The organism is Mesorhizobium sp. P2_B5 (assembly GCF_056404775.1).
The window spans coordinates 15329-36337 of the sequence record NZ_JBFUDJ010000016.1 but is presented as its reverse complement, the minus strand read 5'-3'; the positions used below and the strand labels follow the sequence as shown (position 1 = coordinate 36337).

Annotated in this window: 21 protein-coding genes; 12 read left to right on the top strand and 9 right to left on the bottom strand. The window is 64.0% G+C overall.

Annotated features, from left to right (window positions below):
- The first annotated feature begins 51 nt into the window (after nucleotides 1-51).
- On the top strand, nucleotides 52-366 hold the full coding sequence (locus AC1D1N_RS30195; protein ID WP_477352895.1) for a hypothetical protein: 315 nt from the start codon (nucleotides 52-54) through the stop codon (nucleotides 364-366).
- 189 nt (nucleotides 367-555) lie between these two features.
- Nucleotides 556-1308, top strand: a complete 753-nt coding sequence (locus tag AC1D1N_RS30190) for an SDR family NAD(P)-dependent oxidoreductase (RefSeq protein WP_477352893.1) — start codon at nucleotides 556-558, stop codon at nucleotides 1306-1308.
- Between the two features lie 7 nt (nucleotides 1309-1315).
- On the opposite strand, the gene AC1D1N_RS30185 is transcribed toward AC1D1N_RS30190, so the two are convergent.
- On the bottom strand, nucleotides 1316-2236 hold the full coding sequence (locus tag AC1D1N_RS30185) for a zinc-binding dehydrogenase (protein WP_477352891.1): 921 nt from the start codon (nucleotides 2234-2236) through the stop codon (nucleotides 1316-1318).
- Between the two features lie 109 nt (nucleotides 2237-2345).
- Between AC1D1N_RS30185 and AC1D1N_RS30180 the strand changes: the two genes are divergently transcribed.
- Nucleotides 2346-3155 (top strand): AraC family transcriptional regulator, encoded by an 810-nt coding sequence (locus AC1D1N_RS30180; protein ID WP_477352889.1) that lies wholly within the window; start codon nucleotides 2346-2348, stop codon nucleotides 3153-3155.
- 22 nt (nucleotides 3156-3177) lie between these two features.
- On the opposite strand, the gene AC1D1N_RS30175 is transcribed toward AC1D1N_RS30180, so the two are convergent.
- From AC1D1N_RS30175 to AC1D1N_RS30165, 3 genes are all read right to left on the bottom strand, one after another.
- Nucleotides 3178-4968: a cation:proton antiporter domain-containing protein gene (locus tag AC1D1N_RS30175; RefSeq protein ID WP_477352887.1), complete on the bottom strand. Its 1791-nt coding sequence runs from the start codon at nucleotides 4966-4968 to the stop codon at nucleotides 3178-3180.
- A gap of 205 nt (nucleotides 4969-5173) precedes the next feature.
- Nucleotides 5174-5623: a host attachment family protein gene (locus AC1D1N_RS30170; RefSeq protein WP_112562734.1), complete on the bottom strand. Its 450-nt coding sequence runs from the start codon at nucleotides 5621-5623 to the stop codon at nucleotides 5174-5176.
- 167 nt (nucleotides 5624-5790) lie between these two features.
- A complete protein-coding gene (locus AC1D1N_RS30165; RefSeq protein WP_477352885.1) occupies nucleotides 5791-6000 on the bottom strand; it encodes a hypothetical protein in 210 nt (69 codons plus the stop codon).
- A 44-nt stretch (nucleotides 6001-6044) separates the two neighbouring features.
- On the opposite strand from AC1D1N_RS30165, the gene cysG reads away from it, so the two are divergent.
- From cysG to AC1D1N_RS30130, 7 genes are all read left to right on the top strand, one after another.
- On the top strand, nucleotides 6045-7496 hold the full coding sequence (cysG, locus tag AC1D1N_RS30160; RefSeq protein WP_477352883.1) for a siroheme synthase CysG: 1452 nt from the start codon (nucleotides 6045-6047) through the stop codon (nucleotides 7494-7496).
- Nucleotides 7493-7786 carry a DUF2849 domain-containing protein gene (locus AC1D1N_RS30155; RefSeq protein WP_112562730.1) on the top strand — a complete coding sequence of 98 codons (294 nt, stop codon included), beginning with the start codon at nucleotides 7493-7495 and terminating at the stop codon, nucleotides 7784-7786. Before cysG ends, AC1D1N_RS30155 begins: the two co-directional genes overlap by 4 nt.
- A gap of 35 nt (nucleotides 7787-7821) precedes the next feature.
- A complete protein-coding gene (locus AC1D1N_RS30150; protein ID WP_112562728.1) occupies nucleotides 7822-9492 on the top strand; it encodes a nitrite/sulfite reductase in 1671 nt (556 codons plus the stop codon).
- The gene (locus tag AC1D1N_RS30145; RefSeq protein WP_192259174.1) at nucleotides 9467-10231 is read left to right on the top strand and encodes a phosphoadenylyl-sulfate reductase; all 765 of its coding nucleotides are present in this window, start codon (nucleotides 9467-9469) and stop codon (nucleotides 10229-10231) included. Before AC1D1N_RS30150 ends, AC1D1N_RS30145 begins: the two co-directional genes overlap by 26 nt.
- A gap of 119 nt (nucleotides 10232-10350) precedes the next feature.
- Entirely contained in the window at nucleotides 10351-10884 is a 534-nt protein-coding gene (locus AC1D1N_RS30140) for a DUF934 domain-containing protein (RefSeq protein ID WP_477352881.1), read from the top strand.
- A gap of 96 nt (nucleotides 10885-10980) precedes the next feature.
- On the top strand, nucleotides 10981-12588 hold the full coding sequence (locus tag AC1D1N_RS30135; RefSeq protein ID WP_436261395.1) for a GMC family oxidoreductase: 1608 nt from the start codon (nucleotides 10981-10983) through the stop codon (nucleotides 12586-12588).
- Between the two features lie 194 nt (nucleotides 12589-12782).
- Nucleotides 12783-13403, top strand: a complete 621-nt coding sequence (locus tag AC1D1N_RS30130; protein WP_142868981.1) for a DJ-1/PfpI family protein — start codon at nucleotides 12783-12785, stop codon at nucleotides 13401-13403.
- Between the two features lie 48 nt (nucleotides 13404-13451).
- Here the strand turns inward: AC1D1N_RS30130 and AC1D1N_RS30125 are convergent, their stop codons facing one another.
- Both AC1D1N_RS30125 and AC1D1N_RS30120 read right to left on the bottom strand, forming a co-directional pair.
- A complete protein-coding gene (locus tag AC1D1N_RS30125) occupies nucleotides 13452-14474 on the bottom strand; it encodes a fatty acid desaturase (RefSeq protein WP_112562718.1) in 1023 nt (340 codons plus the stop codon).
- An 84-nt stretch (nucleotides 14475-14558) separates the two neighbouring features.
- Complete coding sequence (locus AC1D1N_RS30120; RefSeq protein ID WP_436261394.1) at nucleotides 14559-14759, bottom strand: hypothetical protein; 201 nt, start codon at nucleotides 14757-14759, stop codon at nucleotides 14559-14561.
- Nucleotides 14760-14998: 239 nt separating this feature from the next.
- Between AC1D1N_RS30120 and grpE the strand changes: the two genes are divergently transcribed.
- Nucleotides 14999-15628: a nucleotide exchange factor GrpE gene (grpE, locus tag AC1D1N_RS30115; protein ID WP_112562714.1), complete on the top strand. Its 630-nt coding sequence runs from the start codon at nucleotides 14999-15001 to the stop codon at nucleotides 15626-15628.
- A gap of 112 nt (nucleotides 15629-15740) precedes the next feature.
- The gene (locus tag AC1D1N_RS30110) at nucleotides 15741-16379 is read left to right on the top strand and encodes a trimeric intracellular cation channel family protein (protein WP_436261393.1); all 639 of its coding nucleotides are present in this window, start codon (nucleotides 15741-15743) and stop codon (nucleotides 16377-16379) included.
- Nucleotides 16380-16488: 109 nt separating this feature from the next.
- On the opposite strand, the gene olsB is transcribed toward AC1D1N_RS30110, so the two are convergent.
- From olsB to acuI, 3 genes are all read right to left on the bottom strand, one after another.
- Nucleotides 16489-17364 (bottom strand): l-ornithine N(alpha)-acyltransferase, encoded by an 876-nt coding sequence (gene olsB, locus AC1D1N_RS30105; protein ID WP_162712211.1) that lies wholly within the window; start codon nucleotides 17362-17364, stop codon nucleotides 16489-16491.
- 176 nt (nucleotides 17365-17540) lie between these two features.
- Nucleotides 17541-19832, bottom strand: coding sequence for a response regulator (locus AC1D1N_RS30100; protein WP_477352878.1), 2292 nt, complete (start codon nucleotides 19830-19832; stop codon nucleotides 17541-17543).
- Between the two features lie 103 nt (nucleotides 19833-19935).
- Entirely contained in the window at nucleotides 19936-20925 is a 990-nt protein-coding gene (gene acuI, locus AC1D1N_RS30095) for an acrylyl-CoA reductase (NADPH) (RefSeq protein WP_477352876.1), read from the bottom strand.
- Nucleotides 20926-21009: the final 84 nt, after the last annotated feature.

The window sequence follows — 21009 nt, the reverse complement described above, 5'->3', positions numbered from 1 at the left end:
AACCCGACGGCGGTTTGATCAAGTGATCGACTGATATCGGGCGACAGGGCAATGGAACCCGTTCGTAGGTTCAACCGTCTGGACTTTGAGCAATGGTCGCTGCTGATTGCCATGTCGGCCAGCGCCATCCTGTTTCGTCAGGCGCCTAATCTCAGATCCGAGCCGGCGTACCTTCTCGATGAGAGACTGGGCGGGATGACAGGCGCCTTCATTACCTGTCTCCTTATCCCTTACGGCCTGGCGTGGCTCTCCGGGCGCATCTTTCGGAGATCGCGCCTTGTATTTCTCGGCGTTCTTTGGGTTCTGGCGGTACTTATGTTCGTCTCGAACCTCAACCTGCGCTATGAGTGCCCAACCTGCTATTGAGCGGGCGATGCGGACACCCTTGCGAGCTCCTGGCGGCCTCTCGCTATCGTAACCATATTCGGCTAGAGCATTTCACCGTTTCACGGAACGGCGAACCGCTCTACCTCTTTGTTTTGACGCAATTCCGGACGGAAAACCACTTCGCACCTTTCCTGGAATTGCTCTAGATCACGTGCTGGAGACAGCGACATGGCCGAGACCGACACCAGAAAAACCATCGTGCTGACCGGCGCTAGCCGCGGCATCGGCCATGCCACGGTCAAGCGCTTTTCGCGCGAGGGCTGGCGGGTCATCACTTGTTCGCGCCAGGCCTTTGCCGAGGACTGCCCGTGGCCGGCCGGGCCGGAAGACCACATCAAGGTCGATCTCGCCGACCAGGAAGATGTCGGCATCGCCGTGTCGGAGATACGCCATCGGCTCGAAGAGCATGGCGGCCAACTGCACGCGCTGGTCAACAATGCCGGCATCTCGCCCAAGCTGAAGGACGGCAACAGCCGGATGAATTCGATCGACACGCCGATGCATGTCTGGCGCGACGTGTTCCAGGTCAATTTTTTCGCCCCGATCATGCTCGCGCGTGGCCTCTTTAAGGAGCTCGCGGCGGCCAAGGGCTCGATCGTCAACGTCACCTCGATCGCCGGTACCCGCGTGCATCCTTTCGCCGGCACCGCCTATGCGACCTCGAAGGCAGCACTCGGCTCGCTGACGCGCGAAATGGCGCATGATTTCGGGCCGCACGGCATCCGGGTCAACGCGATTGCGCCGGGTGAGATCGACACCGCGATCCTGTCACCGGGCACCGACAAGATCGTCGAGACCATCCCGCTCAGGCGCCTCGGCGCCACGGCGGAAGTCGCCGACATCATCTTTTTCCTGTGCTCGCAGCAGGCCTCCTATGTGACCGGCTCGGAAATCCACATCAATGGCGGTCAGCACGTCTGAGCGTTGCTCATTCGGCGATGGTGAGAACCGCCTTGCCGCTGAAGCTGCGCTGTCGCAGTGCATCCAGGGCCTGGGCGATATCCGTCCACGGCAGGGTCAGGGACACGCGGGTCTCCAGCCGCCCAGCCGCGACCAGGGCGAGCAGCGCGGCGATATCGGCGCCAATGGCTGGACCTGATGTGTAGTAGGCGAAGGTTTGAAGCCGCGCCCCCTCGTGGCCGGGAACGAACTGTCTGAAGCCGACCGGCGTCAGTTCGCCGCTGCTCGACCCGAACATGATGATGGTGCCGCCGGGTGCGACGCGGTCGATGGCATGGGCGAGGCTTTGACCGCCGACCGACTCGGTGATGAGCGAGAACGGTCCCTTGGCTAGTTCGATCGAATCGACGACCTCTTGAGCTCCAAGGGCACGAAGATCCTCGGCATGCCGGGCGGCGGCGATGACGGTCACCACGGCGCCTTGCTCGCGGGCGATCTGGATCTGGAAACGCCCGACCGCACCACTGGCGCCGGTGATCAATACCTGCTGGCCGGCGAGTTCACCGCCATGGCGCAGGGTCCGCAGCGCCGTCGTGCCCGCGACCGGAAGCGTGGCCGCAGAAGCGACGCTGACCTCATCCGGTACGACTGCAAGACGGTCTGTCGGAACGGCGACACGTTCGGCCCAGCCGGCTTCGTCGACCAAAGCCGCAACCCGGGTGCCGACGGCTGGCCCGGAGCCATCGGCAGCTGCCTGTTCGACAATTCCAACCACGTCCTGACCAGGTATCCAGCCATCCGGGCGTATGGTGAGCAGGCGTAATTCGCCGCGGTTCAACGAGGTCGCGTGGACGCAGACAAGCGCTTCGTTGGCGTGAGGCCGAGGGTCCTCGACCTCGGCGAGCCTGAGCCCGGTGGTGCTGTCGGGAGACATAACGAGGGCGCGCATGGGAACCTTCCTGCTGGTTTGTGGACGCCAGCCACAAACCGGAACCTATCGATTTCCTCGGCCAAAGAATTTAGCTATCATGGCGAATAGTCGCTAAAAGCCGTCAATCATGAGACAGCCTCTACGCTACCCCTGGATCAATTTCGATGTGGATGACGCCGTCGCGCCGGCAATTGCGGTGCGCGTCGACGTCACCGAAACCAAAGCGGAAGTGGCTGCCCATTGGCACCGCAAGGGCCAGCTCGTCTTCGCACTCGGCGGTGGCGTCACATGCCGCGTCCCCAGCGGCCTGTGGATGGTGCCGCCGCATTGCGGGGTGTGGATTCCCGGCAGTATGGAACACAGCAACATCGCGACGGCCAATGCGCGGATTTTCTTCGTCTACATCGAGCCGGGCGCTGCCGATCTGCCGGATCGCTGCTGCACGCTGTCGATCTCGCCGCTGCTGCGCGAATTGATCATCGAGCTGGCCGATCGCGTTGAGGAGGATGAGGCGAGGGACGGGCCCCTGACCACGATCCTGCTCTCCGAACTTCCGCGCATGCCGGTTCAGCAGCTGCATCTGCCGATCTCCGCCGAGCCGCGTTTGCGGCGGATCGCCGAAGCGTTGGCGCAGGACCCTGCCGACCGCAGCACGCTGGCGGAGTGGGCCAGCCGCGTTGCGCTCTCAGAGAGCAGCCTCGCCCGTCTCGTGGTAAAGGAGACCAGCCTGAGCTTCGGCCGCTGGCGCCAGCAATTGCATTTGATCGTGGCCATACGCGAGCTGGCCGCCGGCGCCAGCGTGCAGCAGGTTGCGGGCGATCTCGGCTATGGCTCCGTCACCGCCTTCATCACCATGTTCAAGAAGGCCCTTGGCAAGCCCCCGGCAAAGTACCTCAGCAGCGTCGCGCAAAATGGCGGCTCTGCATTCGTGGCGTAATCAACGCGCCTATGGGCAAACCTCAGGCCGGGGAGGGTTCAATGGCTTCGGGGCGCGGCATAGGCTTTTGCCCCAGCACTTCTTCCACGATGCCGCGGGCGATTTCGCGTTCGCCCATGATGACGGTGTCGGCGCCGAGCCCCTTGAGATGCTCGACCTCGGCGTCGGAATGGGCACGTGCGATGACGTTGATGCCGGGATTGGCGGCGCGTGCCCTGAGCACAACCTGGCCTGCTTCGAAGGCATTGGGGATGGCAAGGATCAATCGTTTGGCGCCCTGCGGATTGGCGGCGGCGAACACGCCTGCGTTGGCCGCATTGCCCGAGACAATTTCGACGCCGTCCTCTCTCAGCCTGGCCAGCGTCTTGTCGGCGTCTTCGATGACCAGGAAGGGCAGCGACGCCTGTTTCAGCGCGGCACCCACCAGGCTTCCGACACGGCCGTAGCCGATCAGGATGGTATGGCCGGAAAGTGCCGTGCTCGGCGGCGGGCCATCCTCTTTGGCCACGGTGGCGACCGAGGCCACTTGTCCCGGTTGCGTCGCCGGGCCGACCGGCTTGGCCTCTTCCGGCGACGCTGCCCTGGCGGCACGCGCGTCCAGCCTTGGCTTCATCCAGTCGAGGGCGAGGAACATCAGCGGATTGACCAGGATCGACAGGATGGCGCCGGCCAGGATCAGGTCGCGTCCCTGTTCGGGCAACAGCTTCAGTCCGACGCCAAGCTCGGCCAGGATGAAGGAGAATTCGCCGATCTGGGCAAGACTGGCCGAGATCATCAACGCGGTTCCCAGCGGATAGCGGAAGGCGATAACGATGACGAAGGCGGCCAGCGACTTGCCGATGACGATGATGGCCAGCGTCGCCAGGGTCGGCCAGCCATTGCTCATCAGGCTGAACGGGTCGAACAGCATGCCGACCGAGACGAAGAACAGCACCGAGAAGGCGTCGCGCAGAGGCAGCGATTCTTCCGCCGCGCGATGGCTGAGCTCGGATTCGCTCATGATCATGCCGGCGAAGAAGGCGCCGAGCGCCAGCGAAACACCGAACAGCTTGGCCGCGCCGAAAGCGACGCCAAGCGCGATCGCCAGCACCGCCAGCCGGAACAGCTCGCGCGAGCCGGTATGGGCGACATAGTGCAGGATCCACGGAATGACCCGGCGGCCGACGACCAGCATGACGACGACGAAGGCGACGACCTTGGCCAGGGTAAGGCCGACGACGCCCCAGATGCCGTAGCTGGCCGGCAGCGACAACAGGCTCGCATGGTCGTCGACCTGCGGCTGGCCGCCGAGCACGCCGGCAAGGGCGGGCAACAGCACCAGCGCCAGGACCATGGCGAGATCCTCGACGATCAGCCAGCCGACGGCGATGCGGCCACGTTCGGTCTCGATCAGCCGCCGCTCCTGAAGCGCGCGCAACAGCACCACGGTGGACGCGACGGAGAGCGCCAGGCCGAAGACCAGGCCGGCGCCCATCGACCAGCCGAGCATCCAGGCAAGGCCGGCGCCGAGCGCGGTGGCAAAGCCGATCTGGACGATGGCGCCAGGCACGGCGATGGCGCGGACCGACAGCAGGTCCTTCAGCGAGAAATGCAGGCCGACGCCGAACATGAGCAGGATGACGCCGATTTCGGCCAGCTCATTGGCAAGGCCGGCATCGGCGACGAAGCCAGGTGTGTTCGGCCCGACCAGCACGCCGGCGACGAGATAGCCGACCAGCGGCGGTATGCGAAAACGGTTGGCAAGCGCTCCGAAGATGAATGCCAGCCCCAGACCGGCGACGATGGTGGCGATAAGGGGCGTGTCATGCGGCATTGTCTATGGAGCGCCTTTCGAGAACAGGGATGTCGGGGTGCGCCGCCCGAAGCCGCCGCCTTTTGCAATATGGTGGGCAGGGTGTTGGCGATGCAACCCGCAAGGCGGAATTGCTGGCCAGAGGTGCTGAAAAACCAAAGGCGCGCGCAGCAGAACCGCTGCGCGCGCCTGATAGCGGATGTCGGATGGGCAACCCGGTTGGTCGTCACGCTGCCTGCAGCATGGCCTCGATGTCGGTCACAGGGCGGTTGGTCAGTGTCTTTGGGATTTCGGCCTGTACCTTGTCGGTGACTTCCTTGTGCAATTTCTTGCGCATCGTGCCGAGCATGAGCGGCGGCGCGATCAGAACGATGTCGTCGAAGATGCCGTGATGGGCGAGCTTGTAAAGCCGATCGGCGATCTCTTCGGCGAAACGTTCCTTGCCCTGGCGGTGCCAGTCGGTGTCCTCGACCGCGCTGCGATGAACGGAGGGGCCGTCATTGTAGCGGCCGGGGCTGTCGCTGCCCTGCTCGCGCGTCGCCGGGTTGTCCTGCTTCATCTCCTGGAAGAGCTGCAGGTTCGGATAGAGATTGTCGCCCTCGTTCTTCAGAAACAGCGCCTTCTCGCCATCGGCCACCATGACCAGAATGCCATGTTTCAGGTTGATCTTGTTCATCGCGCGCTCCTGCTCGAGGGTTTCAAATCCGACCGACTATCGTCAGCATCGGCAAGGTCAGAACGCGTGGCGGAGCGTGAACGTTCCACTGTTCGGGGCAAGGACAGTGGCAACCTCTGTTGGTGACGATTCAACGGCCTCGGCAGATGGTTTCGAGGTCGACGGCTTTAATCTACTGAATTGGTAGAATTTAGAAAAATCAATTTTGCGACTTGGCTGGCTGGCGGACAAAAGAGCCGCAGAACAAGGCCTGCGGCAGCAGCCTGAATCCGCTGGATACGCGGATGTGGAATATTTTTCTCTTCGCCTTTGTGCTTGCGGAAAACCGATTGCGTCCCGTCAGGGGATGCGCGAGTGGGTTCCTTCAGCTTTTTCACGTCCGCGCGTAAAACTGCCGAACTGTTCCGGAATCTTGTTTGTCATGCCGCAGGCCAATCCCAAGCTCAACGCGTTCCCGGTGTTCATGCGGGTCGAGGGCGAAGCCGTGGCGATTATCGGCGGCGGTGCCGAGGCTGTGGCCAAGGCGCGGCTGCTCGATCAGTCGAGCGCTGTATTGCGCATCATCGCTGAAACTGCCGACACCGAATTGCTGAGCTTCATCGCCGCAGCCGGCGCCACCCACATCGCCACCCCTTACGATGCCGCGCATCTCGGAGGCGCGGTCATGGTGTTTGCCGCCAGCGGCGATGAGGCGCTCGACCGCCGCGTCGCCGAAGATGCGCGCCGGCTTGGCATTCCGGTCAATGCTGTCGACCGGCCGGAGCTCTGCGATTTCTTCACCCCCGCGCTGGTAAACCGTGCGCCGGTCGCCATTGCAATCGGCACGGAAGGCGCCGGCCCGGTGCTGGCGCAGATACTGCGCAGCCGCATCGACCGCATGCTGTCGCCGTCGCTCGGGCCGCTGGCAACGCTTGCCGCCTCGTTCCGCGGTGCAGCCGAAAAGCTGCTGCCGAAAGGCAATGCCCGCCGCCTGTTCTGGGGCAGTTTTTTCCAAGGCGCGCCGGCCCGTGCCGTCGAAGCCGGCGAGCTTTCGCAGGCGCACGACGCCGCCGTCGATCTATTGCTGTCGAAGGCTCCGGTCGCGGGCCATATCGCGCTGGTTGGCGCTGGCCCCGGCGCCGGGGATCTTTTGACGCTGCGGGCACATCGCTTACTGATGGAAGCCGACGTCATCGTCCATGACGCGCTGGTGCCGGAGGCGATCGTCGCCATGGGTCGCCGCGACGCCGAGCGGCTGCCGGTGGGAAAACGCAAGGGCTGCCACACCAAGAGCCAGGCCGAAATCAACGCGCTGCTTGTCGAGCTCGGCAAGCAGGGCAAGCGCGTCGTGCGGCTGAAGTCCGGCGACCCGCTGGTGTTCGGCCGGGCCGGCGAGGAGATGGCCGCGCTGCGCGATGCCGGGATCGCCTATGACGTGGTCCCCGGCGTCACGGCTGCTTTCGCCGCCGCCGCTGATTTCGAACTGCCGCTGACGCTGCGCGGTGTGTCTTCCTCGATGGTGTTCACCACCGGGCACGATCTCAAAGGCAATTCGCTGCCGGATTGGGCCAAGCTCGCCATCTCCGGCGCCACGGTTGCCGTCTATATGGGCCGCTCGGTCGCTGCCGAAGTTGCGGGACGCCTGATCGAGGCCGGCCTGGCGCCGGACACGGCGGTCGCCGTGGTCGAGAATGCCAGCCTGCAAAACCGCCGCCGTTTCCATGGCACGCTGGCCGACCTGCCGTCGCTGGAAGCGCGCGCCGATCTGGCCGGCCCTGTGATGACCATCATCGGCGACGCGGTTGCCGGCGCCAACTTTGAACGTTCCGAGCCGCTGGCGGCACATAGTCATGAGAGCGCCGCCAACGCGGCCGCCGCAGAGGTCGAACCATGAAGATATTGACCGCAAACCGCCTCACCGACGGCATCGCTGTCTGGTACGCCGATGGCGGCTGGGCCGAGACGGTGGACCACGCCGATCTCGCCCATGACAAGGCGGCCGAAGATCGGCTCGAGGCGATCGGCGCCAAGGCCTATGCCGACAATGAAGTGGTTGACGTCAACCTGATCGACGCTGAGGTCGTCAATGGCGTCGTCGAGCCGGTGCGGCTGCGCGAAAAGATCCGCGCCGCCGGCCCCACCATCCGCGAAGACCTGGGCAAGCAGGCTGCGCGGGCAGCGTAACAAAATACGGGCGGACGCGCCCTGAAAGACGAAGCATGTACCGTTACGATGAGTTCGACCACGATTTTGTCCAGGCCCGCGTCGCCGAGTTCAGCGACCAGGTCGAGCGCCGGCTGTCCGGCGAGATCACCGAGGACCAGTTCCGGCCGCTCAGGCTGATGAACGGCGTCTATCTGCAGCTGCACGCCTACATGCTACGCATCGCGGTGCCCTATGGCACGCTGAACGGCAAGCAGTTGCGCATGCTCGGTCACATCGCGCGCAAATACGACAAGGGCTACGGCCACTTCACCACGCGCCAGAACATCCAGTTCAACTGGCCGGCGCTGTCGGACATTCCGGCGATCCTGGCCGATCTCGCTAGCGTCGAGATGCACGCCATCCAGACCAGCGGCAATTGCATCCGCAATGTCACCGCCGATCATTTTGCCGGCGCCGCCGCCGACGAAGTCGCCGATCCACGCCCCTATGCCGAGATCCTGCGGCAATGGTCGTCGGTGCATCCGGAATTCTCGTTCCTGCCCAGAAAATTCAAGATCGCGGTGACCGGGGCCGAGCGCGACCGCGCCGCCATCCAGACGCATGACATCGGCCTGCACCTGAAGAAGAACGCCGCCGGCGAGCTTGGCTTTGCGGTCTATGTCGGCGGTGGCCAGGGCCGCACGCCGATGGTGGCGAAGAAGATCCGCGACTTCCTGCCGGAAGCCGATCTTCTGTCCTACTGCACGGCGATCCTGCGCGTTTACAACCTCTATGGCCGCCGCGACAACAAGTACAAGGCGCGCATCAAGATTCTGGTGCACGAGACCGGCGTCGAAGAAATCACCCGCCAGGTCGAGGCCGAATGGCAGGAATTGAAGGACGCCGAGCTGAAACTGCCGGAGGCCGACATCCGCGCCATCGACGCCTATTTCGCGCCACCTCAGCTGGTGGATCGGCCGGAAGGCGACGCGGCGGTCAAGCTTGCACGGTTGGATTCAAAGAGCTTCTCGGACTGGCTCGACCAGAATGTCGTGACGCATCGCCATCCCGACTATGCGGCGGTGACGATTTCGCTGAAGGGCATCGGCGAGGTGCCGGGTGACGCCACCGACAGCCAGATGGAAGCGGTTGCCGACATCGCCGAGAAATACGCCTTCGACGAGCTGCGCGTCAGCCATGAGCAGAACCTCATCCTGCCGCACGTGGCGCGCGCCGATCTGAAGGCGGTCTATGACGCGCTGGTCGATATCGGTCTGGCGACAGCCAATTCCAATCTGATCAGCGATATCATTTCCTGCCCCGGCCTCGACTATTGCGCGCTGGCGACGGCGCGCTCGATCCCGATCGCGCAGGAGATTTCGCTTCGCTTTGCTTCGCTGGAGCGGCAGCGCGAGATCGGCGAACTGAAGCTCAAGATTTCCGGCTGCATCAATGCCTGCGGCCACCACCATGTCGGCCATATCGGCATTCTCGGTGTCGAGAAGAAGGGCTCCGAGCTCTACCAGGTGACACTTGGCGGCTCGGCCGACGAGAACACCTCGGTCGGCGAGATCATCGGCCGCGGCTTTTCCTCGGAAGAGATCACCGACGCCATCGAGCAGATCGTCGACACCTATCTCGGCCTTCGGCTCAGTCCCAGTGAAAGATTCATCGACGCCTACCGCCGTGTCGGTCCCGCGCCGTTCAAGGAGGCGCTCTATGCTGGCGAAACCAAGGCCGCTTGACCGTATCGTCGACGTCGACGACAGCATCGCCGCCAAGGCGGCGGGCTTCGATGCGCTGTACGGACATCTGAAGCCGCTTGAGATCATCGAACGCGCGACCCGCGAGCTGTTTCATGACGAAATCGCCGCCGTCTCGTCCTTCGGCGCGGATTCGGCGGTGCTGTTGCACATGATCGCCAAGGTCGATCGCACGTTGCCGGTCATCTTCCTCGACACCGGCAAGCATTTCGAGGAAACGCTCGGCTATCGCGACGCACTCGCCGCCGATTTCGGGCTGACCAACATCAGGGTGATCAAGCCCGAGGAAGCAGCGCTCGAACGGATCGATCCGACCGGCAATCTGCACCAGAGCAACACCGATGCCTGCTGCGACGTGCGCAAAGTCGAGCCGCTGGCGCGGGGTGTGGCGCCCTTCCGTGCATGGTTCACCGGCCGCAAGCGCTTCCAGGCCTCGACGCGGGCGGCATTGCCGGTGTTCGAGGCGGTCGGCCCACGCGTGCGCATCAACCCGCTGGCGCATTGGACGACGTCCGACCAGGCCGACTACATGCGGGCTCATGCGCTGCGCGAAAATCCGCTGGTCGCGTACGGCTATCTGTCGATCGGCTGCTTCCCGTGCACGCAGCCGGTGCAGCCGGGCGAGGATGCGCGCAGCGGCCGCTGGGCCGGTCACGCCAAGACCGAGTGCGGCATTCACCTCTCCGGGTTGGAGAAGTCGCTGACCGACGCTTCCCTTTAGGCTATGTAGATATTCAGGTGAGGCTGGCCTGCAAACGGCGGCTTCCACTCGGAGGCCGCCGGTTTCGTTTGGACTGGCTTTCAGCGGACGTTCGATTTTTGGGGCTTTAGGAATTTCTGATGACTGAACCGACGATAGCGGAGACCCGCCTCTGGACCCCGATGGGTTTTCGCGAAGATGAGTGGGCGCATGCCGAAAGTGCTGACGCGCTGACGGGCAATGGCCGCTTCATCCTGCCACTGCAGGCGTTTCTCGGCCTTGATGCGGAGGTGCGGCGCTCGGCAAAGGAGCGGCTTGGCGTGGTGCTGCAGCCAGGCGACCAGCTGGAGAAGATCGCCGATCTGCTCGACCAGCTGTCGCTGGTGGCCCTGGCCTTTCCAGCCTTCAACGACGGCCGCTCCTTCTCCAAGGGTGAGCTGCTGCGCAGCCGTTACCAGTTCGAGGGCGCCGTCCGCGCCACCGGGCAGGTCCTCGTCGACCAGCTGCCGCATATGCTGCGGCTCGGCTTCGACGAGTTCGAAATATCGAACCCAGTGCTGTTGAAACGGCTTGAAGAAGGCCGTATCGGCGGGCTCGGGCTGTATTACCAGCCGACCGAAGCCTCTGAGCCGAAGGGACCAAAATATTCCTGGCGGCGCGTTCGCAACAGCTGACGCAGCGGTAATTCCACCCGCCTTTACATCGGCTGAAATCAAGCCTTCTCTTGGCTGTCCAGACGGAAACATCCGCGGGACGCCAGGGAGGAAGCCATGGATTTCGACTATGTCATCGCCGGTGGCGGGTCCGCCGGCTGTACGCTTGCCGCACGGCTCTCGGAAGATGCGTCGAAAACCGTCTGCCTGATCGAAGCGGGCGGCGAGGGCAGGAACCTGCTCATCCGGGCGCCGGCAGGCATCATCGCACTGCTGCCCGGCCGGCCGAAGATCAACAATTGGGGATTGCAGACGGTGCCGCAGCAGGGGCTCGGCGGTCGCAAGGGCTACCAGCCGCGCGGCAAGGCGCTCGGTGGCTCCAGCGCCATCAATGCCATGCTCTACACGCGCGGCCACCGTGGCGACTATGACGAATGGGCCGGCCTCGGTTGTCAGGGCTGGTCGTGGAACGAGGTGCTGCCCTATTTCAAGCGCGCCGAAGGCAATCAACGCGGCGCCGACGCGCTGCATGGCGGCGACGGCCCGCTCAGGGTCGGCGAACAGCAGGAGCCGCGCCCGATCGCGCGCGCCTTTGTCGAGGCTTGTGGCGAAAACCAGATCCGCCGCAATGACGATTTCAACGGGCCGGAACAGGAAGGGGCGGGGCTTTATCAGGTCACGCAATTCTGGGGTGGGGACCGAAATGGCGAACGCTGCTCAGCAGCCGCCGCCTATCTGCATCCGGCAATGAGCCGGCCGAACCTCACCGTGATCACCGGCGCGCATGCCACCGGCATTGTGCTCCACGGCAAGCGCGCCAGCGGGGTGCGCTATCGCAAGGGCAACAGCGAAGCGGTGGCGAAAGCCAGGCGCGAAGTCATCGTCTGCGGCGGCGCCTTCGGCTCGCCGCAGCTCCTGCTGTTGTCCGGCATCGGTCCGGCCGACGAGCTTGCCGCGCAGGGCATTGCCGTCACGCACGACCTGCCCGGTGTCGGCAAGAACCTGCAGGACCATCTCGATTTCATCCTGGCCTGGGCGTCGAAGGATGCCGACATGATGGGCGTTGGCCTGCGCGGTCTGCCCGGCCTCGTCAGGCACATGCTGCGCTGGCGCAGAAACGGCACCGGCATGATTGCCACGCCCTATGCGGAAGGCGGCGCCTTCCTCAAATCCGATCAGGCGATCGACAGGCCCGATCTGCAGCTGCATTTCTGCATCGCCATCGTCGACGATCATGGCCGCAAGCTGCATCTGGGCTACGGCTTTTCTTGCCATGTCTGCGTGCTTCGGCCGCATTCGCGCGGCGAGGTCGGGCTGTCGAGCCCGGACCCGCTGGCGCCGCCGCGCATCGATCCGCGCTTTTTGTCCGACGAACGGGACGGGGACCTGCTGCTCAAGGGGGCCAGGATGATGCGCGCCATACTGGAGGCGCCGGCGTTGGCAAAGTACCGTGACAGGGAGATCTATACCGCCGGCGTTTCCAGCGATGCCGAGCTGATGGCCCATATCCGCGCTCGCGCCGACACGATCTATCACCCCGTCGGCACCTGCAAGATGGGTGTCGATGCGATGGCCGTGGTCGATCCGCAGCTTAAGGTGCGCGGACTACAGGGGCTGCGTGTCGTCGACGCCTCGGTGATGCCGACACTGATCGGCGGCAATACCAATGCGCCGACCATCATGATCGCCGAAAAGGCGGCGGATATGATCAGGGCCGCTGCCTGATTTCTCGCCTCGTGGTCGGACCAACTTTGCCGTATCTCGCTGGATGCGCTGATGTGCCGTCCAACTCACGTCTAGCGAACTCAATCTGGTCAGACCAATTGTGCGATTTGGGCTTTTCCTTTCGCGAGCCTACCCTTAGGATAGGGGCATTATTTCGCGATCCGAAATAATGGCCAGCAAGGGAGGAGACCGGCATGGCAGGCAAGAAGATATTGATGCTCGTTGGCGAGTTCAGCGAGGAGTATGAGATTTTCGTCTTTGAACAGGCCATGCATGCGGTTGGCCACACCGTCCACGTCGTCTGTCCCGACAAGAAGGCCGGCGATATATTGAAGACCTCGCTGCATGATTTCGAGGGCCACCAGACCTACACCGAAAAGCTCGGCCACGATTACATCCTGAACAAGACGTTTTCCGAGGTCGATCCGGCGCAATATGATGCCGTCTATGCCGCCGGCGGGCGTGGGCCCGAATATATCCGCATCGACAAAAGGGTGCAGGCGTTGGTCAGGCATTTCCACGAGACCGGCAAGCCGATCTTCACCATCTGCCATGGCGTGCAGATTCTGATCGCGGTCGACGGCGTGGTGCGCGGCAGGGAAGTCGCGGCGCTGCAATATTGCGAGCCGGAGGTGACGCTTGCTGGCGGCATCTACATCGATGTCGCGCCGACCGGCGCCCATGTCGACGGAAATCTGGTGTCGGCCAAGGGCTGGCCCGGCCTTGCCGCCTTCATGCGCGAATGCCTGAAGGTGCTCGGCACCGAGATTCGCGATGGCAAGGCGCTGATGCGCGACGAGCGCAAGGCCGCCTGAGCAGCTTTTGGATAAAATCCCGCCGCGCCTCTGGCGCGGTGGATTGCTTCAGGCCATAGCCCGCGCTTCGCGAAACGAGATCAGCTTGCGGCGCTGTTCGTCCCACAGCGCCAGCTTGACGCAGCGAAGGCTGTCGAGCAGCGTGACGCGGCCGATGCCGCGCAGTTCCGGGTAATCGCGCAGCACTTCCTGCAGCCGGTAGCCCGGCACCTTGGCCGAGAGATGGTGGACGTGGTGGACGCCGATATTGCCGGTGAACCAGTTCAGCACCGGCGGCAGGTCGTAATAGGACGAGCCGTGCAACGCGGCATGCTGGAACTCCCACTCTTCGTCTTTCGCCCATTCCGTCTCCTCGAACTGGTGCTGGACGTAGAACAGCCAGATGCCGGCGGAACCGGCGAGGACAACGATGGGCAGATGGACGACCAGGAAAGCGCCGGGGCCGATCCACCAGATGAGGAGGGCTGCGGCAATCGCAATGGCTAGGTTTGTCGTCATCGACGACACCCAAGGCGTCAACCCGCCGCGCATCATGCCGATGGGCAGCCTTTGTTCGAAAATGAACAGCCAGATCGGCCCGAGGCCGAACATCACCAGCGGATGGCGGTAAAGACGATAGGCAAGGCGCCCGCGCCATGACAGGCGCCGGTACTCGGCCAAGGTCAGCGTGCGGATGTCGCCCATGCCGCGTTCATCAAGATTGCCGGCGCTGGCATGGTGCACCGCGTGGGCGCGCCGCCAGCAATCATAAGGCGTCAGCGTCAGCACGCCGAGCGCGCGGCCGATCCAGTCGTCGGCGGTGCGGTTGGCGAAGAAGGAGCCGTGGCCGCAATCGTGCTGGATCATGAAGATCCGCACCAGAAAGCCGGCGGCAGGAAGGATGAGGATCAGGCCCCACCAGTGGCCGTAGGAATAGGCGGCCGAAGAGAGCGCCCACAGCGTGGCGAAAGGGATGAGGGTGATGGCCAGTTCTAGGGTACTGCGCCGCCGGTCAGGCTTCTTGTAGCGCGCCAGAATCTTCAACCAGGCGCGCTTGCTGTTGGCGGCCGTCTCGGGGGAAATCATGTTCATCAGGAAGCATAGGCGTGGCTTGCCGTTGCCGCAAGGTACAGCTCACGCGAAATTACTGCGCGTAATTGTCGCGCGATTGCGTCGCTATTGCCGGCGTTGGCCGCCTGCCACGCTGGCTTCTATGCCGTCCAGACGGTCGAGCAGGTCTCGAAAATGCTCCGGAATGTCGGCCTCGGTTCGGAATGCCGGCAAGCTACGCAGGAAGCGCTTTGTTGCCTCGGTGCCGAACTGGCGCTTGATATCGGCGGCGAGCTCTTCGCTCCTGTTGCCATTGTTGCCTGTCATTGTCCCAAAATCCTGTGTTGGCTTCGAAACTCCTCCAGCCACGGAATGGTTCCCCCATAGCGGGGTATTGGCAAGCAAAGCCGGCAATCACGGTAAAATTTGAATTAATTTCGAAAGACCTTCGCGATCCGTGCCAAGGTCCTCCGAACGACCCCAAGCACCGCTTGCCCCTTGATTTTTGACCGCCAAACCTCGATATCGGGCGCAAATCCAAACCATTCGAATGACGGGAAACGGCGATGAGCGACCAGGCAAAAGACGAACGCGCGCCCGAGGATATCGAAACGGCCGAGGCCGAGCGCACGCAAGGCGGCATCGACGGCGATTATGAAGCGCTGGTGCGGCTGCTGAAGGAAAACGAGGAACTGAAGGACCGCGCGCTGCGCGTCGCGGCCGAGATGGAGAATCTGCGCCGCCGCACCGCCCGCGACGTGCATGACGCGCGCGCTTATGCGGTGGCCAATTTTGCCCGCGACATGCTGTCGGTGTCGGACAATCTGCGCCGCGCGCTCGATGCCATCCCGGCCGAGGCCAAGGCAGCCGGAGATGCCGGCTTCAAGGCGCTGATCGACGGCGTCGAGATCACCGAGCGCGCCATGCTGTCGGCGCTGGAGCGGCACGGGGTGAAGAAGCTTGAGCCGGAAGGCGAGAAGTTCGACCCGAATTTCCACCAGGCGATGTTCGAGGTGCCCAATCCCGATGTGCCAGCCAACACCGTGGTCCAGGTCGTGCAGCCGGGGTATTCGATCGGCGAGCGCGTGCTGCGGCCCGCCATGGTCGGCGTCGCCAAGGGCGGCCCCAAGATCGCGGCAGCCGAGGCGCCTGTCGAACCAGGCCCGGTGAACGAGCAGGCCGAGAAGGATGCGTGAGTAGGGAGTAGGCAGTAGGCAGTAGGCAGTAGGCAGTGGGGGCCGTATCAATCGCCCGGCTTCGTGTTATTGATACTTCCAATTCCAATCCCTACTGCCTAATCCCTGCCTCATGCCCTTGAGCGCCATCGACCTCCTCGACTATGCTGGCGTCGCCGTCTTTGCGGCGACCGGGGCGCTGGCGGCTTCGCGCAAGCAGCTCGACATTATCGGCTTCCTGTTCCTGGCCAGCGTCACCGGCATCGGCGGCGGCACACTGCGCGACGTCATCCTCAACCTGCCCGTCTTTTGGGTCGGCAGCTCAGGCTATGTGCTGATCTGCGCGGCGGTTGCGGTGCTGGTCTTCTTCATTGCCCACCGCGTCGAATCCCGCTGGAAATGGCTGCTCTGGCTCGATGCCATCGGATTGGCGGCCTTTTCGGTGATGGGCGCGGCCAAGGGACTGGCGATCACCGGTTCTCCGGTCGTCTCCGTCATTATGGGCGTGCTGACCGCCACATTCGGCGGCATTCTGCGCGATCTGCTGGCCGGCGAGCCGTCGGTGCTGCTGAGGCCCGAAATCTACGTCAGCGCGGCGCTGGCGGGCGCCGGCCTCTACACGCTTGGCGATCTTATCGGATTGCCGCCGGTCGCCTCGGACCTTGCCGGCTTTGTCGCGGCTTTCCTGGTGCGTGGTGGCGCGCTCAAATTCGGCTGGACGTTTCCGTCCTACAAGAGCCGGCCGGGACGGCGGCCGGAGGATATTCCGTGAAACGAGCGAATAGCGAGTAGGGAGTAGCGAATAGGGGTTTGAGCGGGGCAATGCTCGCTACATTCTATTCGCTATTCGCTATTCGCTATTCGCTATTCGCTATTCGCTATCACGCCGCAAACCGCTGCGCTTCGCCGCCATAATAGTTGACGTAGCGGGCGCCGATTTCCTTGACCGGCATCACCACGAACACATCGACGGTGGAGAATTCGCGGTCGATGACGCAGCCGTCGCCGATGCGGGCGCCGACGCGCAGATAGCCCTTGACCAGCGGCGGCATGGCCGCGATCGCCGCCTTGGCGTTTACCGCCTCGATCGGCATCAGGTCCATCGAGCAATAGCGCCCGGACACAGCCCGCACATCCCAGGCTGAGTTGGTGCGGCAGTGATGTGCAAGATAGGTAAGCGCCTCGGCATGCGCCGCCGGCACCGTGCCGTGGAACGAGGCACAGCCGGTCATCACACCGATCTCATAGTGCTTGATATAGGCCCAGATGCCTTGCCACAGCGCCTCGATGGTGCGCTTGGAGCGGTATTCCTTAAGAACGCAGGAGCGGCCGAGCTCAAGGAAGCGCTGTCCGGGATGACGGGCAATCAGCTTTGTCAACTCGAACTCGCCTTCGGAATAGAAGCCGCCGGCGGTCGCTGCGATTTCTTGCCGCAGCAGCCGATAAGTGCCGACGATGCGGCGATGCTCGGGTCCGGAAATCGAGGTGTCCAGCACCAGCAGATGGTCGCAGAGCGGGTCGAAACGGTCGGCGTCGCGCCGATCCTGTGCCTGGAACAGGTCCTTCCTGGCGCCAAGCTCGTCATAAAATACCCGGTAGCGCACTTCCTGCGCGGCAGCGATCTCGGCTTCGTTGCGGGCAAGCCGCACTTCGAGATTACCGATCCGGCCCAGCAGTGTGCCTGTTGCGACGGCATCGGCGTTACGCGCGGCGAGCAAAGCACCGCCTGCGTTGGGCCGAGTGTCACATTCCGGCATAACTGTATGCACGAGTGATTCTCCTTCGAGCCATCCCTCTTGGCACGGGGATACGGTGTAGGTGCAACAGGATTGTGACAGTACCGTGATACGGCGCAGCGGGCAATACTTCGTCGGCTGGCGAAAACCCTCAACCGGCTACCTTACGTGATCGCAGAGAGCGCGTTGGGGCGGCCTCAGGCGGCCACCTGGCCTTCGACGGCATGGACCAGCGCGTCGGGGTCCAGCGGCTTGGTGACGAAGCCGCTGGCGCCATGGGCAAGCACTGTGTGGCGGGTCTTTTCCTGGCTGTCGGCCGAAAGCACCATGATCGGAACCGGCGGCACGGCCATTTCTTCCTCGTGTCGGCGGATGGCCGCGATTGCGTCCAGCCCGTCCATCACCGGCATGTGCAGATCCATCAGCACCACGTCGAAACGGTGTTTCAGCCCGGCTTCGGTGATTGCCTCGACCGCGGCCTTGCCGTTGCCGACGACTTTGACCCGATGCCCTGCCTTCAAAAGCGTGGCGCGGGCCAGCATGGCGTTGATGTCGTTGTCTTCGGCGATCAGCACCGACAGGCCCTGCTGGCGCCCGCCAACAGCCCGATGCGACGACGCCCCGCTTTTTTCCGGCTTCATGGGCAGGGGCAAAGCAGGGGCGTGGCTGGTCAACAGCACGCGCATCAGCGTTTCGCCGCGCACCGGCCTTGCCAGGAAGGTGGCGTAGCCGCTGGCGCGGAATTCGCCAAGCATGCCGCGGTCGGTCGGCGCGATCAGCGTGATCGCCTCACAATCGGCAAAGCCGCTCTGGCGCAGGCGCTTGAGCAGCCTGCCGTCGCTGTCTTCCATGGCGGCGTCGATCAACAGCGCGTCGCAATGTTCGGCGAAAGGCGTCGCCTGGGAAGCGGTCGCGGCCACATCGACGGCGCCGCCATGGGCGCGGATGGCACGGGCGATTGCATCAGCCTCTACAGCGTTCTTCGACACGATGACGGCGCGCCGGCCGACGAGGATATTCTGCCCGTTCTGCGGCGCTTCGGTGGCCCCTGTGGCCGGGATTTCGAAGACGAATTCAGATCCCTCGCCAAGCCGGCTCGACACCGAAATGGCGCCGCCCATGGCCGTCGCCAGTCGTCTCGATATGGCAAGGCCGAGGCCGGCGCCGCCATGGGTGCGGGTCGAGGTGCCGTCGGACTGTTCGAATTCCTCGAAGATGCGCTCCATATCCTCTTCGCGCAGGCCAGGGCCGGTGTCGGCCACGGTGAAGCAGATGCGGTCGCTGGTCTCGGTGCGGGCCCGCGCGACCGAGACCAGCACGCCGCCGGTGTCGGTGAACTTGACCGCGTTGCCGATGAGGTTGAGCAGCACCTGCCTCACTCTTCCCGGGTCGGCCATGATCATCTGCGGCACGTCGGGCTCGACATGACAGCCGAGGCCGATGTTCTTGGCGAAGGCTTTCGCCGCCATAAGTTCGATGATGTTGTCGGCAATCTCGCGCAAAGATGTCGGCTGCGGCTCCGGGTCGAAGCGACCGGCTTCGATCTTGGAATAATCGAGCAGGTCCTCGATGAGCGCCAAAAGCGCGCTGGCCGAGGTCGAGACGGCGGCGACATAGGTGCGCTGCTCCGGCGACAGATTGGTGTCGGCCAGTAGCTTGGCCATGCCCATGATGCCGTTCATCGGCGTGCGGATCTCATGGCTGACGGTGGCGAGGAAGCGAGACTTGGCCTGGCTGGCATATTCGGCGCGCTCCCGCGCGGTGATGAGCGAGGATTCGGCACGTTTGCGGGCGGTGATGTCGCGGGCAATCGCCCGGTGCGAAACGGCGCCGCTGTCCTTGTCGCGCACCGACAGTTCGATCCACGAAAACCAGCGCGGACCGTTCGGCGTGCGGATGGAGACGTCGGTGGAACTCAGGCATTCGTGATCCGAAAAGGCGGCGTCGGGAACGACCCCGACATCGATGCCGAGGTCAGCCAGCGTCCTGCCGGCAAGATCGCGCTGATCGGTTCCGACGAGGCCGGCGAAAACCTTGTTGGCATAGACGATGTGGCCGTCGCGGTCGCGATGGACGACGAGATCGCCGAGCGCATCGATCAAGCCGCGAAAACGCTCCTCGCTCTCCTGCATTTCCCACATGCGGTCGGCCAACGTCTCGATCTCGGCGCGGCTGCGGGCGGCGGTTTCGTCGAGCAGGGCGGTCGCGCGGTGGACGGTGTGGCGGTTGCGCAGGTGCATGGCGACGCCGCCAAGGCCGGTCGCCAGCAGGCCGAGCGTGATGAAGATCGGCGCGCCGGTGAGGTGAGACAGGCCCGCCAGCACGACACTGGCGACCACGGTCAAGAACAGCAGGCCCTCGTGCGTGGCGCGCGGAAAATCCGGCGCCAGCGGCGGTGGGACAACATGCTGCCGCTTCGGCGTCGCCGGGCTCGGCCCGTCGATGCTTTCGGCACGGTTCTTCTCTTTCCTGGCGGACTCCGCGATCATGCAGAAATCCATGCCAGATAGAGATTATGGAAAAGCGCGGCGGATCGTTCGAATTTTAGCGGTTCATGCGTTTTTGCCGCCCGTTCTGGTGGCTTTGGGGGCCTCACATATCCACGACCACGCGCCCCCTGATCTTGCCCTCGACGATGTCGTGGGCGGCAGCGATGATGCCGTCGAAGCCGATTGTCGTCGACAGGCCTCCAAGTTTCTTGAGGTCGAGATCGGTGCCGATGCGGCGCCAGGCTTCCAGGCGCACCGCCTTGGGCGCCATCACCGAATCGATGCCGAGCAGCGAGACGCCACGCAGGATGAACGGCGCGACGCTCGACGGCAGATCCATGCCGCCGGCCAGGCCGCAAGCGGCGACCGCGCCTCCGTAGGCGGTCATCGACAGCACATTGGCCAGAGTGTGGCTGCCGACGGCATCGATGCCGCCGGCCCAGCGCTCCTTGGCCAGCGGCTTGGCCGGCTGGGAGAGTTCGTCGCGCGAAATCACTTCGGCGGCACCGAGGTCGATCAGATAGGGGCTTTCGGCGTTGCGGCCTGTCGAAGCGATGACATGGTAGCCGAGGCTGGACAGGATCGAGACCGCGACCGAGCCGACGCCGCCGGCCGCACCCGTCACCACCACCGGGCCGCGATCCGGCAGGATGCCGTGCCGCTCCAGCGCCATGATGCACAGCATCGCCGTATAGCCGGCGGTGCCGACCGCCATCGCATCGTGGGCGCTGATGCCGCCGGGTAACGGCACCAGCCAGTCGCCCTTGACGCGGGCGCGCCCGGCATAGGCGCCGAAATGCGTTTCGCCGACACCCCAGCCGTTGAGGATGACCTTGTCACCCTTGCGCCAGTCGGCATGCGAGGAGGAGATCACGGTGCCGGCGAAGTCGATGCCCGGCACCAAGGGCCAGCGGCGGATCACCGGCGCCTTGCCCGTGATGGCCAGCCCATCCTTGTAGTTGACCGTCGTCGCCTCGACCGCGACGGTGACATCGCCCTCCATCAGATCGGCTTCGCTAAGGTCGACGATCTCGACCGACTGCTTCTTGTCGGCATCGCGCGAAACGAAGATGGCTTTGAAGGTTTCGGACATTTCTTCTCCTCGGTCGAGCAGCTGTGAAGATCGGCAAAGGCTGGCCGGACTGTGCGGCGACCGTTCGGCGCGGTCAATTGGTCA